Origin of the sequence: Rhodoluna sp., from assembly GCF_024641065.1 — a bacterium.
In the GTDB taxonomy this organism is placed as follows: Bacteria; Actinomycetota; Actinomycetes; order Actinomycetales; family Microbacteriaceae; genus Rhodoluna.
The window spans coordinates 292651-306267 of sequence record NZ_JAHEDV010000001.1; the positions used below are offsets into that span (position 1 = coordinate 292651).

The 13617-nt window shown below is 51.3% G+C and carries 10 protein-coding genes; 2 read left to right on the forward strand and 8 right to left on the reverse strand.

Annotation, left to right across the window (positions count from 1 at the left end; translation table 11 throughout):
- Positions 1 to 31 precede the first annotated feature (31 nt).
- Positions 32 to 1282: a radical SAM family heme chaperone HemW gene (hemW, locus tag Q0L26_RS01415; RefSeq protein WP_296646389.1), complete on the reverse strand. Its 1251-nt coding sequence runs from the start codon at positions 1280 to 1282 to the stop codon at positions 32 to 34.
- Positions 1282 to 3141 carry a translation elongation factor 4 gene (gene lepA, locus Q0L26_RS01420; RefSeq protein WP_296646393.1) on the reverse strand — a complete coding sequence of 620 codons (1860 nt, stop codon included), beginning with the start codon at positions 3139 to 3141 and terminating at the stop codon, positions 1282 to 1284. Before lepA ends, hemW begins: the two co-directional genes overlap by 1 nt.
- Before the next feature lie 216 nt (positions 3142 to 3357).
- On the opposite strand from lepA, the gene rpsT reads away from it, so the two are divergent.
- On the forward strand, positions 3358 to 3618 hold the full coding sequence (gene rpsT / locus Q0L26_RS01425; protein ID WP_296646396.1) for a 30S ribosomal protein S20: 261 nt from the start codon (positions 3358 to 3360) through the stop codon (positions 3616 to 3618).
- A gap of 92 nt (positions 3619 to 3710) precedes the next feature.
- Here the strand turns inward: rpsT and Q0L26_RS01430 are convergent, their stop codons facing one another.
- The 6 genes from Q0L26_RS01430 to pabB form a co-directional block, all read right to left on the reverse strand.
- On the reverse strand, positions 3711 to 4895 hold the full coding sequence (locus tag Q0L26_RS01430; RefSeq protein WP_296646398.1) for an MFS transporter: 1185 nt from the start codon (positions 4893 to 4895) through the stop codon (positions 3711 to 3713).
- Positions 4892 to 5878: a DNA polymerase III subunit delta gene (gene holA / locus Q0L26_RS01435; protein WP_296646401.1), complete on the reverse strand. Its 987-nt coding sequence runs from the start codon at positions 5876 to 5878 to the stop codon at positions 4892 to 4894. Before holA ends, Q0L26_RS01430 begins: the two co-directional genes overlap by 4 nt.
- Positions 5878 to 8064, reverse strand: a complete 2187-nt coding sequence (locus Q0L26_RS01440; protein ID WP_296646403.1) for a ComEC/Rec2 family competence protein — start codon at positions 8062 to 8064, stop codon at positions 5878 to 5880. The genes holA and Q0L26_RS01440 overlap by 1 nt, the downstream gene beginning before the upstream one ends.
- 72 nt (positions 8065 to 8136) lie before the next feature.
- The gene (locus Q0L26_RS01445) at positions 8137 to 8697 is read right to left on the reverse strand and encodes a ComEA family DNA-binding protein (RefSeq protein ID WP_296646408.1); all 561 of its coding nucleotides are present in this window, start codon (positions 8695 to 8697) and stop codon (positions 8137 to 8139) included.
- A gap of 138 nt (positions 8698 to 8835) precedes the next feature.
- Positions 8836 to 11322: a leucine--tRNA ligase gene (gene leuS, locus Q0L26_RS01450; protein WP_296646414.1), complete on the reverse strand. Its 2487-nt coding sequence runs from the start codon at positions 11320 to 11322 to the stop codon at positions 8836 to 8838.
- A gap of 70 nt (positions 11323 to 11392) precedes the next feature.
- The gene (gene pabB, locus Q0L26_RS01455) at positions 11393 to 12727 is read right to left on the reverse strand and encodes an aminodeoxychorismate synthase component I (protein WP_296646417.1); all 1335 of its coding nucleotides are present in this window, start codon (positions 12725 to 12727) and stop codon (positions 11393 to 11395) included.
- 85 nt (positions 12728 to 12812) lie between these two features.
- Here pabB and Q0L26_RS01460 point away from each other — a divergent pair, with 85 nt between their 5' ends.
- Complete coding sequence (locus tag Q0L26_RS01460) at positions 12813 to 13604, forward strand: aminotransferase class IV (RefSeq protein ID WP_296646419.1); 792 nt, start codon at positions 12813 to 12815, stop codon at positions 13602 to 13604.
- Positions 13605 to 13617 lie beyond the last annotated feature (13 nt).

Here is a 13617-nt window from a genome sequence, read left to right on the forward strand (position 1 = left end):
ATTTCATCACATTCACTAGGAGACAAGCAGGTTAGCCGAGTAATTGCCTTACCAGTGAGTCAGCCAGTAATCGCCCCTTCAGCGTGAGTTTAATTTGACCCTGTATCGCGCTGGCAGCATCGATTAGACCGTCGGCAATGAAACCGGCGATGAGCTTAGCTGCATCTTGATGAACCTGCTTTGCCAATTCAATCGATACTCCAGTCGCAATTCGAATCTCGAGCAAAATTCGCTCTTCTAGTCGCACCCGGTCGTCGAGAGTTTCACGCCCAGCAGCTGACGAGATTCCATCCGTGATTTTTTGACCGTAGGCGCTCGGATGCTTCACGTTCCACCAGCGCACTCCCCCAACATGGCTATGCGCGCCTGGTCCGTAACCCCACCAGTCTTGCGAATTCCAGTAGCTCAGGTTATGAGCGGATTGGTGCGAATTGGTCGAGGCAACAGAATCAAGCTTGGCCCAGTTGCTAACTTCGTACCAACCGAAACCAGCCTTTTCGAGCATTGACTCGGCAAGTTCGTATTTGTCAGCCTGGAGGTCTTCGTCTGGCTCTGCTAATTGCCCACTCTTGATTTGCCGAGCTAGCTTGGTGCCGTCTTCAACAATTAGCGCATAGGCAGAAATGTGGTCAGGTTCAAGCGCCAGTGCGGTCTCGAGGCTCTCGCGCCATTCATCCAAGCTCTCGCCTGGCGCGCCATAGATCAAATCAACCGAGACCTCTAAACCCGCCTGCTTTGCCGCAGCGACTGCTTTTGAAACATTTGCCGGATTATGGGTTCGTTCTAGCGTTTTTAGCACCGAATCAACTGCTGATTGCATACCGAACGAGATTCTGTTGAAACCGCCGGTGGCGAGCTGCTGCAGGTATTCGAGGTCAACTGTGTCTGGATTAGCTTCAGTAGTAATTTCGGCACCTGGCAAGATACCGAAGGTCTCGCTCAGCGCTGCGAGAATTCTAGTGAGATCGGCTGCTGGCAATTGGGTTGGTGTACCTCCGCCAAAGAACACGGATGACAGCTTGCGCGCAGGAACGTTGGACTTAGCCATAACCTCAGCGCTGAAAGCTATTTCTTGAATCAGAATTTCTGCGTAGTCAGACTGATTCGCGCCCTCAAGTTCGGTGGCGGTGTAGGTGTTGAAGTCACAATAGCCGCAGCGAACGCGACAAAACGGAATGTGAACGTATCCGTGAAAAGTTCGACTTTCAGCACCAAGTCTGGCTTGGTTTGGCAACAAACCATCGGCTGGCGCCGGGTCTGCGATTGGTAGTGGCCCAGCCACTACTTGCCCTTCTTCTCGCCCTTTTTCTCACCATCGGTAGAAAGCGCGGCGATAAAGGCCTCTTGAGGTACCTCAACGCGACCAATAGTCTTCATGCGCTTCTTACCCTCTTTTTGCTTCTCGAGAAGCTTGCGCTTGCGGCTAATGTCGCCACCGTAGCACTTGGCGAGAACGTCTTTTCTCATAGCGCGGATTGACTCTCGAGCGATGATTCTGGCGCCAATTGCAGCCTGAATAGGTACCTCAAACTGTTGGCGCGGAATCAACTCACGAAGTTTTCCGGTGATCATCACGCCGTATGCGTAAGCCTTATCACGGTGAACGATGGCGCTAAATGCGTCAACCTGCTCTCCTTGAAGCAGCAGGTCAACCTTGACCAGGTCGCCCTCTTCTAAGCCAATTTCTTCATAGTCAAGCGAACCGTAACCTGCAGTTTTGCTCTTCAGCTGATCAAAGAAATCGAAGACGATCTCAGCCAGCGGCAGAGTGTAGCGAAGTTGAACACGATCTTCACCCAGGTATTGCATGTCGATCATGGTTCCGCGTCGACTCTGACAAAGCTCCATGATGGTGCCGACGTAGTCTTTAGGGCTCAAAATAGTCGCGCGAACAATCGGCTCAAGAATCTTCTTGATTTTTCCGCCAGGAAACTCGCTCGGGTTGGTCACGGTGATTTCATCGCCGTTTTCTAGAGTCACCTCGTAGACCACTGAAGGCGCGGTCGCAATTAGGTCTAGACCGAATTCGCGCTCTAGGCGCTCAGTGACAATCTCAAGGTGCAATAGGCCGAGAAAGCCGATACGGAAACCGAAACCAAGGGCAACTGAGGTCTCAGGTTCGTAAACCAGCGCGGCATCAGAAAGCTTTAGCTTGTCTAGTGCCTCACGCAAAACCGGGTAATCAGAACCATCAATTGGGTAAACGCCTGAGAAAACCATCGGCTTTGGGTCAGCGTAACCCTTTAGTGCCTCGGTTGCTGGGTTTAGCTTGGTGGTGACCGTGTCACCCACCTTGGATTGGCGCACGTCTTTCACACCTGTGATCAAGTAACCAACCTCACCGACACCAAGCCCCTTGGTTGGTTCAGGCTCTGGTGAAGAAACACCAATTTCAAGTGCCTCGTGCACAGCTTTGGTCGACATCATGGTGATCTGCTCGCGTGGCTTCAAGTGGCCGTCGATCATACGAACGTAGGTCACAACGCCGCGGTAGCTGTCATAAACAGAGTCAAAAATCATTGCGCGAGCTGGCGCGTTTGGGTCACCAACCGGAGCTGGAACTTCGCCAACAATAAGGTCAAGCAGCGAGTCAACACCCATGCCGGTCTTACCCGAAACGCGAAGGCAGTCTTCAGGGTTTCCGCCAATTAGATTTGCGAGCTCTTCAGCGTATTTTTCGGGCTGGGCAGCTGGCAAGTCAATCTTGTTCAGAACTGGGATGATTTTTAAGTCATTCTCCATAGCCAAATAAAGGTTTGCCAGGGTTTGGGCCTCAATGCCTTGGGCTGCATCTACTAGAAGCACAGCACCCTCACAAGCAGCCAATGAACGTGACACTTCATAGGTGAAGTCAACGTGACCTGGCGTGTCAATCATGTTCAGTGCATAAGTCTCGCCAGCAACCTCCCACGGCATACGAACCGCCTGTGACTTAATGGTGATACCACGCTCGCGCTCGATGTCCATTCGGTCTAGGTATTGAGCGCGCATTGAGCGGTCGTCAACTACACCGGTGAGCTGCAACATTCGGTCGGCAAGCGTTGACTTGCCGTGGTCAATGTGAGCGATGATGCAGAAATTGCGAATGAACGCCGGATCGGTCTTCGCCGGTTCAAGGCGGCGGGTTGCGCGTGGCGACAAAATCTACCTCTGGGTTTAATTTGAAAGAGACCGATGTTTCGGTTTCTCTATTCTCTCACATTGACTGCGCCACACTGCGGAATTCACTTGCCCAATCATTGATATCACTGGTAGCATTAGACCTCGATACAGGTGAGTGTCTCCACCTAAAATCCACAAGTTTTGAATTGTTCAGCGTGCCTGCAGCAGCAGGTATGCAATCCAAGAAAGTGAAACATGGCAAACATCAAGTCACAGATCAAGCGCATTGGCACCAACCTAAAGGCTGCAGAGCGCAACAAGGCTGTTCGCAGCGAGGTTAAGACTGCTATTCGCGCATCTCGCGAAGCAACTGCAAGCGGAGACAAGGCAGCTGCAGCAGCAGCACTAGCACTTGCTGGCAAGAAGCTAGACAAGGCAGTTTCAAAGGGTGTTCTACACAAGAACAACGCAGCTAACCGCAAGTCAGCTCTTGCTAAGAAGGTTGCGGCTCTATAAGCCACACAGTTTTCAAAGACCTCAAAGGTTTTCAAAAACCCCGAAGCTTAGGCTTCGGGGTTTTGCTTTAATCGTTTCGATTGTCAGACGGCCTAAGAGATTCGGCCTCGGCCGCCAGATGCGAAGCCAACCAAAACCTGCACAGCAGATATTGAAATAAGCACCACAATGCTGACTTGCCATCCATGGCAAATCGCCGCAAGGTAACCGAGAGCAAATGTGCCAGCAGCTGAAATTAGGTAACCCCACCCCTGGGACATTGCTGATAGCTGGGTGGTTAGAGCTTGAGTCCTCGCCTTTGTTCCGATCAACGACAGCGACATCGGAAAAGTTGACGACTGACCAACACCTAGCAGAACACAAGCCAAAACCAAGAGACTCGGCGCGCTGGTGGTCGCGATAAATAGCAAAACAAAACCGCTCGTAGATACAAGACTTGCTCCGGCGGCCAACCAAGCCAGCGACTTGAATCTACTCAAGATGAACGACAGCAGCAAACCAAAGGGAATTCCGATTGCAGTGGTGAAGCCCAGGTAGTTACTTGATTGCTCGGCACTGAAACCAGCTTCTAGCAATATCGCAGGCATCCATCCCAAAACGGCATAGAAACCGAGTGACTGAAAGCCGAAAAAGCCCACTATGGCCCAAGCTAGGGGCGAACGCATAACTGCCCTACGCTCGGCACTTGCAGTTTGCGGTTTCTCTTCGGTTACAACTTCGCGATTGAGTAATTTTGGAATCCACAGCAAGACTGCGAGAAGTGACGGCAAGGCCCAAATTCCCAGGGCAAAAACCCAACCCCCCAATGCGCTACTGCTTGCAACAGAAGCCCAGGCCGCAAAGCTGGCGGAAAGCGCGAGAAGAGTTGTGTAGACCCCGGTTATCAAGGGCACACGGTTGGGAAAATCTGAGCGAACGACCGTAGGCAAGAGCACATTCGCAACCGCGATTGATAAACCTGCGGCAAGAGTGCCAACCATGAGACCAATAAAACCGAAGCTGAGGCGAAGCACCAGTGCCAATAATAAAACTGCGAGAGATATCATCATCGCGACGTTGAGACCAACTTTTCTAGCCAGCCAAGGCGACAAAAATGCTCCCAAACCAAAGCAAAGAACTGGCGCAGCGTTCAGAGCCGAAGTTTGAGCCGCGTTTAGATCAAGCGAAAGACTGATTTCATTGAGCAATGGCCCAATTGCAGCCACTGGAGGTCGCAAAACAATTGAAATGGCGACTAAAGCAAAAAGGCTTAGCAGCGAAATTTTTGCTTTGGTCAAGAACGGTTCTCCCCTTTGTGGGCAATTAGATGAATCAATTTCTCAAGCGAATAGACCGGGTCTCGTTCTGCACCCTTTGCGGCAGCGTCTGCGTCGGCAAGCGCCATGATGGCAGCCGCCAGCCCGTCATCAGACCAACCAACCAACTCTTTTCGAGCTTTATCAAGTTGCCAAGGCGCCATTCCCAAACTTGCGGCTGACGCTGAACGATTACCAAAAACCCTGGCCAGTTGTCGAACTTTCATCGAAATAGCTGCAACTAGTGGAACCGGATCAGCTCCGGTGGCAAGAGCGTGACGCAATAAAGAAAGCGCTTCGCCAGCACGCCCAGCAAGTGCAGCATCAGCTACCTTGAATGCATTCGTTTCGATACGGCCACTGTAATAGCGCTCAACGATTGCTTCGGTAATTGTGTCAGCGCTGTCCATCAGCAGTTGGCTGCAGGCAGCGGCAAGCTCAGCCGTATCGTCGGCAAAGGCATCTAGCAGTGCCCTAACCGCGGCCGGCTGGATTTTGCGTTCGGCACCGGCAAACTCTGATTGAACAAAAGCTTGACGGTCGGCATCTTTTTTCAATTCAGCGCAGGCAATTTCAATCACCATGTGGTTTTCACGCAGGGAGTCAACCAGCTTTTTGCCCCGCACGCTCGAACTGTTGTGCCTAATGATGACTGTGGTGTCTTCGGTGGGTGAATCCAGGTATCGAATACCGTCAGTTATGAAGTCGTCGCTACAACGCTCGACACCCCTAACGATTACCAAACGAGGCTCAGCAAAAAGCGACGGGCTGGTTAGATTCAGCAATGTGCCAGCGGTGTAGTCAGCGGCGTCGAGTTCGTGAATCTCTAAGGCGGCATCCACAGTCTTGAGCTCTTCGCGCACAGCACGAATGGCACGCGAGGCAAAGAACTCTTCAGAGCCTGAGACAAATACGACCGGCGATGCATGCGCCTTGCGCCAATCAACTTGCCTTGCCTTACTCACTAGTCCAGCCTACCTGCGAGCGAATAGGCGAGGCCCGCTTTGGTTGCCCAAATCGCAATTGAACCACTTTCATCTGTTCGCAAAATTTGGGCGCCTGAAAGCTCTAATAAATCCATCGTGCGCTTTGTTGGGTGACCGTAGGAATTACCCTTACCCACTGAAACTAAAGCCAGGTCAGGCCTTAGTGCCTCGATGAATTCAGGAAATTGGTCAGCAGATCCGTGATGAGCTACCTTGAGGATCAATGGCCGGTCATCAAGACCTCGCCCTAGCCAGGTATCGGCTTCTTGAGCCAGCCTCATTTGACCTTTTTCGCCCAAATCGGCCAGTGTCACTAGGTAAAAATTCGCCGAAGAAAACAGCATCGCAATACTTGCATCGTTTGAATCTTCAGAACCGATGGCATTGTGGTGTGGGCTCAATACCTTCCAAGAAATTTCTCCGATTGCCCCCGTCATGCCAACCTCGCCATCAATGACCTGGACACCATGTTGGTCAAGGTTCTCTAAAACCTGAGACGCAGCCCACCTTTGATCTTCAAAAGGAGACAGCATTGCAGTGCGAACCTGCCGAGAACTGAGCGCCCCTTTGATGCCGCCAACATGATCTAAATCAAAATGCGTGAGGACCAGAAGGTCAATGTTTGAAATACCCAAACTGTCTAGGCATGAGTTAATCAAAGCATCGGTCTTGCCGACGTCTAAAACCGCTGTAAAACCGGCGGAACGAATAACCAACGCATCACCCTGCCCAACGTCGCATGCAACAATCTGCCATGGTTGACCAGACCATTTATGTTGTGACTGAAGCTTGTGACCAAAACCGCCGAAAACACTTGCCACCAAAATCATTGTGAGCGCAGCGCCAAGAAGTTTTAGCCGGTGATTTTCGAATCGAAAAAACAGAACGAAACTGATCACCAGCCCTAGTGCCATAGCCATGCCTAAAAAACCAACCGGCCAGGAGATTGACTGCATTGGGGCTGCGGCTAATTCATGAGCCATGAAAACGATGATTTGGGCGAGAGCCGAAGCTATCCAGGTCAATGCTGAAGCGAGCCAAGGCCACAACCAGGCAATCGAACACGCGGCCATAGCCAGAACGGTAATGGGAGCAACTAGCGGCTCAGCGATTACATTTGCCGGAATTGCATAACTGGCGATTCCGGATTGCAAGTGGAGTAAAACGGGCAAGCAGAAAACCTGAGCCGCAAGCGCAACGGAAATTGAAATTGCTAACCATTTCGGCATGCGACGACTAAGGCGTTCTGTGAGTCCGGTTGCGAGCAGGAGGATGCCGAGAGTTGCTGCCACAGACAACGCGAAACCAAAATTTGTGGCCAACCATGGATCTGCGATTAAAAGAACGCAAATGCTCAATGCTAAGGCGACCTCTGCTGCGGCTTTCCGGCCAAGGGAAACACCGAAAATTACCGCCAGTGCCATCACTGCCGCCCTTAGAACACTCGGTTCAGGGCCGACTATGAGCACATAAAGAAAAAGACCAAAAGCAGATAACAGGCACACTAACGAACGATTTGCGATTCTTCGCTTGAGCAGAAAGAAGATTACTCCAACCACGATTGCGCAGTTGGCCCCAGAAACAGCGGTCAAGTGCGTCAGAGAGACGCTCTTCATATCATTTGCTAATTGCTCGGGAATCCTGCTGGTTTCACCGATAGCCAGACCCGCAACCAGACCGGCTGACTCCTCCGATAGTCCACTTAGATTTGCCATGAAGCTCGAGCGAATATTCTCGATCAATTGCGCTTGAGTAGGCGCCTTCTTCAAAAGTTGGGGATTCTTGCAACTTGCATAAAGAAAGAATCGTGTGCCCTGAGGCGCTGGTTTTGAAGTTAAATTGCATCGAGCAACCGCACCTCGCATTTGCCAGCTCTCAACCTCGGTCATAGATAATTGGCCGAACGCACTAGCGGGAATCCAAGATTCAGTTGAACCGGAATCTTTCTTGTAGCGCAGAATTTTGAAAGCCGCACGATAACCCCTGAACTTCGTCGATGCTATCTGCGGTGTATCTAGAAATTCAAAGTCAGCTTCGATTTCAGCGAAATTTGTCGCGACCACCTGTAAATCAGTTGTTCGTGGCTGGAGCTGAAGAATAAATGAGGTCAAACCAAGCGCGAGCGAAACTATCGCCGGAACTAGGAATCTAAATAGTTTGCGCAAACTAATGCAATCCCTGGATATTTTGCACAATTGCTAAGACTGCCCAAAGGAGTGCAGCAGCAAACCAAGTTTTCATAACGAAATCAAATCTTTGATTCCGGAGTAAAGCTTGTCTCCAATTCCACTCACCTCGAGCAGGTCTTCTTTCTTTTTGAAGCCACCGTTGGCCTCCCGCCAATCAACCAGTCGGCCGGCTAATGCTGGCCCAACTCCCGGTAATCCCTCAAGTTCAGCGACAGAAGCCCGATTCAAATTGATGAGATTGTTTTGGTCACTATGTGCAACACCTGCATTCGCCGTCTGCCCAACAACACCGATAAAGATTTGCTCACCGTCAGTTAATGCGCGCGCCAAATTGACACTGGACTGGTCTGCCAATGAGGTAAGCCCTCCGGCGGCAAATACGGAGTCAACAACTCTTGACCCTGCGTCGAGTTCATAAATGCCTGGGGATTTAACCGCACCAATGATGTGAATGAAAATTTTTGCTTGATTCACCACTTGTGCAGCTACCTGACCGTCAGCACTGACCATTTCACCGGATGGATCGGTATTTGGAATCGTTTGTTGGCCAGCTGAAGGAGTACTCAAATTACTAATCACGAAAACTACGCTCGCTACTAATAAACCCAACGCGATTAAGAGCTTGCGGGATACAGGTCGAGAGCCTGCCAAAGCCTCAGATATTGCGGTTCTCAACCAGTTCATTGCTTAAAAGTAGAGCGCCCTGCCAATAGGCAGGGCACTCAAATGCTAACTGTGGAAAACGAGCTATTTAGTAGCTATGTTGACAAGCTTTGGAGCTCGAACAATGGTATTTACCACCGTTTTTTCTCCAATTGCACGAAGCACCGCATCAGATGACATTGCCTTGGCACGCAACTCATCCTCAGTAATGTCGACAGCAACCTCAAACTTGTCTCGAAGTTTTCCGTCTACCTGAACAATTGCAACAACGCTACTTTCAACCAAAAGCGATAGATCAGCGTCGGGTAAACCAGCGAGTGCAACACCAGGCTCATAGCCCAACTTTTGCCACATGTCTTCAGCTGTGTAGGGAGCGAACAACGATAGAGACTTAGCCACGATTTCGGCCGCCTCACGAACCGCCGGGTCTGCAGACCCAGCTTCACCGTCAATTGCTTTTCGAAGTGCGTTTACCAATTCCATGATTTTAGCTACACCAACATTGAATTTGAAACCTTCAATGAGTGGCCCAAAATCACGCAAGAAAGTGTGCGTTGCCTTGCGAAGTTCACGGTTTCCGGTGGCAACTGCTACCCCAGGCTCGCTGGTAACGTCATTTGCTGCTCTCCAGGCTCGAGCCAAGAACTTGGCTGCGCCAGCTGGTGACACATCAGCCCAGTCGATGTCGTCTTCTGGTGGGCCAGCAAACGACATGGTGAGACGAACTGCATCCACACCGTGCTCATCTAGCTGTTCGCTCAGCGCAACGATGTTTCCGCGCGATTTTGACATCGCCGAACCATTCATCAAAACCATGCCTTGGTTCAACAAGCGAGTGAACGGCTCTTCGAAGTCAATCTGACCAAGGTCATGAAGAACTTTGGTAATGAATCGGGCATAAAGAAGATGCAAAATCGCATGAGTTACTCCGCCGACGTATTGGTCGACCGGCGCCCAAGCAGCAGCTTCATCTTTAGGAAAAGCTACTTCGGTTGAATTTGGTGACAAGAATCTCAAGAAATACCACGACGAATCCACGAAGGTATCCATGGTGTCAGTGTCACGCTGAGCCGCTCCGCCACACTTAGGGCAGGCAACATTCAACCACTCGGTAGCTCCACCGAGCGGTGAGGTTCCCTTTGGCTTAAGGTCAAGCCCTTCGGCCGATGGAAGTTCAACTGGAAGTTGATCTTGCGGCACCGGCACTTCTCCACAATTTGCGCAGTGGATGATCGGGATTGGAGTTCCCCAGTAGCGTTGACGAGAAATCAACCAGTCGCGAAGTCTAAAGTTTTTAGCTTTCTTGCCTTTGCCATCAGCCTCTAGAATCTCTGCGATTTTGTTGATTGCATCGGTTTTCGAAAGACCGTTTAGAGCACCAGAGTTGACCAAAACGCCCTCGCCAGTGGTTGCAACACCGGTTACAGCTGGGTCTTCTTCATCGGTGTCGACAACAACCTGAACAGGTAGCCCCATTGCCTTAGCAAAATCTAGGTCGCGCTGATCGTGCGCTGGCACGGCCATGATTGCGCCATGGCCATAGTCGGCCAAAACATAGTCAGAGGCAAAAATTGGCAGCTTCTCGCCATTGACCGGGTTGATAGCGAATCGGCCTAGATTCACGCCAGTCTTTGGTCGGTCAGTTGCCAGACGCTCAATGTCGTTCGACTGTTTGACCATTTCAAGATATGCCGCAAACTCGGCACGGATGCTTTCGTCAGCACCAGCTACCAATTCGGTGGCAAGAGCACTGTCGGCAGCGACCACCATGAAAGTGGCACCAAACAAGGTGTCAGGACGAGTGGTAAACACGGTTACCGGCTCGGTTCGACCCTCGATCACGAAGTCGACATCGGCACCGTATGAACGGCCGATCCAGTTGCGCTGCATTGAAAGAACCTTTGACGGCCAGTTGCCCTCGAGGGTATCCAGGTCATCGAGTAGTCGGTCGGCATACTCAGTTACTTTGAAGTACCACTGGGTCAGCGCCTTCTTGGTGACGACACTGTCGCATCGCTCACAAAGGCCCTGCACAACCTGCTCGTTGGCAAGCACAGTTTGGCAACTAGGGCACCAGTTCACATTTGAGTTTTTGCGATATGCAAGACCCTTGTTGTAGAACTCTAGGAACAACCACTGGTTCCAGCGGTAATAGATAGGGTCTGAAGTAACCAGCACGCGATCCCAGTCAAATGAACAGGCGTAGCGACGCATTGAAGATCGTTGCTGAGCAATGTTGTCGTAGGTCCAACCCTTTGGGTCTAGGCCACGCTTAATGGCAGCGTTTTCTGCTGGTAGACCGAATGAGTCCCAACCGATTGGGTGCATGACGTTGAAGCCTTTTTGTACCCAGTAGCGCGAGATTACATCGCCAAGGGCATAAGCCTCTGCGTGACCCATGTGAAGGTCGCCAGACGGGTAAGGAAACATGTCGAGCACATACTTCTTAGGGCGGGCATCGCCAGCGTTACCTGATGCAAAAGGTCGCAGTTCATCCCAGATTGGAAGCCATTTATCTTGGATGGCGGATACGTCGTATTCGCTCTCTGCAGGCGCGTTTTGCTCAGTCATTTACTCACTCTTCGAAGTCTTGAACTCAAAAACAGTTCTAAGGTTCAAGATTACCAAGTAGCCAAGCAAATTAGGCCCAGGGGTCAACCGCATTCAACACCCGCAACAAGACCTGAGCCTTAAGTTGGGTTTCAGCAAGTTCGGCCTGGGGAACCGAGTCGCTAGTGATGCCGCCACCGACACCCAGCTTGGCAAACCCAGCCTTGAACACGAGCGTACGAATAACCATGCCAAATTCGGCGCTGCCATCGACACCAACATAGCCAATTGCCCCCGAATACACTCCCCTAGGGCCAAGTTCTAATTCACGGATGATTTGCATCGCACGAATCTTCGGAGCACCGGTCATTGAACCACCCGGAAATGCCGCCTGAAGCACATCGCTGACGTCGAGATTTGGCTTCAGCTGCGCTTGCACGGTTGACACCAATTGGTGAACCGTTGCGTAGCTCTCGACCTCGAAGAGTTTGGTCACACTCACTGATTCGGCGAGCGCAACCCTCGATAGGTCATTGCGCATCAGATCTACGATCATTAGGTTTTCAGCGCGCTCTTTTAGGTTTTCGCGCAATTCATCGGCAATAGCCTGATCTTCTACCTCTGCCGCTCCCCTGCCGCGTGTGCCTTTGATCGGCTTGGTGCTGATTAGACCATCTACACCAACCTGCAAAAACTGTTCTGGTGAGCTGCTGACCACCACGGTGTTAGCTAAACGAAGGTAGGCAGAATAAGGCGCTGCGTTTATTTCTCTCAGTTTTAGAAAGGTATAAAGCGGGTCAGCCTGGGTTTCAATGGTCAACTCGTTTGTCAAGCAAATTTGATAAACGTCACCTGCCGCAATGTACTCTTGGGCCTTCTCAATCATGCGCAAGTAGTTATCGGGGCTGTGACGAAGTGCTACGCGGGCTGAAGACTGCCTTGACGCGTGTTTGACGCGATAAATCGACTGTTGCCCACCAACCAGAGTGAGCCTGAGCAGTGCTGCGTGGTGCCAATGGACAAAATCACTCTGGTTTGCAAAGAGACCGAGAAAATACATGCTCTTGGTCGAGTGATCAAAGACTATGGCTCTATCCACACGGATAAACCCAGTCTCGCCATTACCTTCGCTGTTGCCTTCGTAGTGAAGTGCACCAACAAGACCTGGTCTCCAACTGAACGGTAACTCGAGTGATTCAATCTCACTGGCTATACCTGCATACCCGTGCAGTGCCGCAGCCTCACCCAATAGCTTCATGGGTTCATCGCCAAGTTGTTCAGCGGTTCCGGCCCCGATTACGCTGTAGGGCTCAGTGGGGTGAGTCTCACGATCTAACCAAAAGGCATAAGCCTCATCTGCATAGAACTGAACGAATACATCTGCAGGGCTGGCCCATCCGGCTAGGTGTGCAGAATAAAGATGCATTTCACTCCTAGTTCACTTTGTTCTCGGATGGGTTCGTAATCTAGATTAGACGCACTGCAGTTGATGACAGCTAGGAGGTGAGCAGATGACCGATTTTGGCCAGTTCTTTTGTTTTCGCGATAACCACCTCGAATTAGTAACCTCTGCCCCCGAATCTGAAGTTGAACTGCAGGTGGCCGACTCTTGGTTGGTTGAAGACGGTCGCGCTCGCCACATTCAAAGACACTTTGATCGTTTCGGCCTTTGGGTGCAACAGGTGACACCTAACTGCTCTGACCAACTTGAAGCCTTTTACGCCGCTGTTCGCGAGGCTATTCCTAAAACTGGGCGATGGTTTCCGCGCATCGAATTTCACGGCGAGGGCCAAAGCCCGCATCACTTGTATTTGCGGCTTCGCGAAGCCCCTGATCAGCTTGGCCCGATTTCACTTTGGACCAACCCCGAAGCCGACCCACGCAAGCAGCCAACCGTTAAGGGGCCTGACCTGAGCCTTTGCCTGCAACTACGCCGTGCCGCCAAAATGCATGGCGCCGATGAAGCGGTTTTGCTTTCAGGCGACGGATACATCTCCGAAGGCGCCCTGAGTGCATTGGTCTGGTGGCGCGGAGATGTTCTCTGCGCGCCAGATTCTCAAACCGATTGGCTAGCCAGCATTACCCGGGATGAAATATTCGCAATTGCGGCTGAGATGGGCCTAGGCACCAGACTCGAGAAGGCAAAACCAGCTGATCTTGTCGGTTTAGAAATCTGGGCGCTTAGTTCGTTGCAGGGCATCAGAGTGGTTGAAAACTGGGTGAACCTAGGAGCTCCGGTTGGGCAAGCCAAACATTTTGACTCTTTTCAAAAGCGCCTCAGACTTCAAAGCACACTCATTTAGGGCTCTAGCGCAA

Coding starts and splice junctions, on each gene's coding strand:
- Q0L26_RS01460 (WP_296646419.1), top strand. CDS start 12,813: ATGACCGATTTTGGCCAGTTCTTTTGTTTTCGCGATAACCACCTCGAA.
- pabB (WP_296646417.1), bottom strand. CDS start 12,727: ATGCATCTTTATTCTGCACACCTAGCCGGATGGGCCAGCCCTGCAGAT.
- leuS (WP_296646414.1), bottom strand. CDS start 11,322: ATGACTGAGCAAAACGCGCCTGCAGAGAGCGAATACGACGTATCCGCC.
- rpsT (WP_296646396.1), top strand. CDS start 3,358: ATGGCAAACATCAAGTCACAGATCAAGCGCATTGGCACCAACCTAAAG.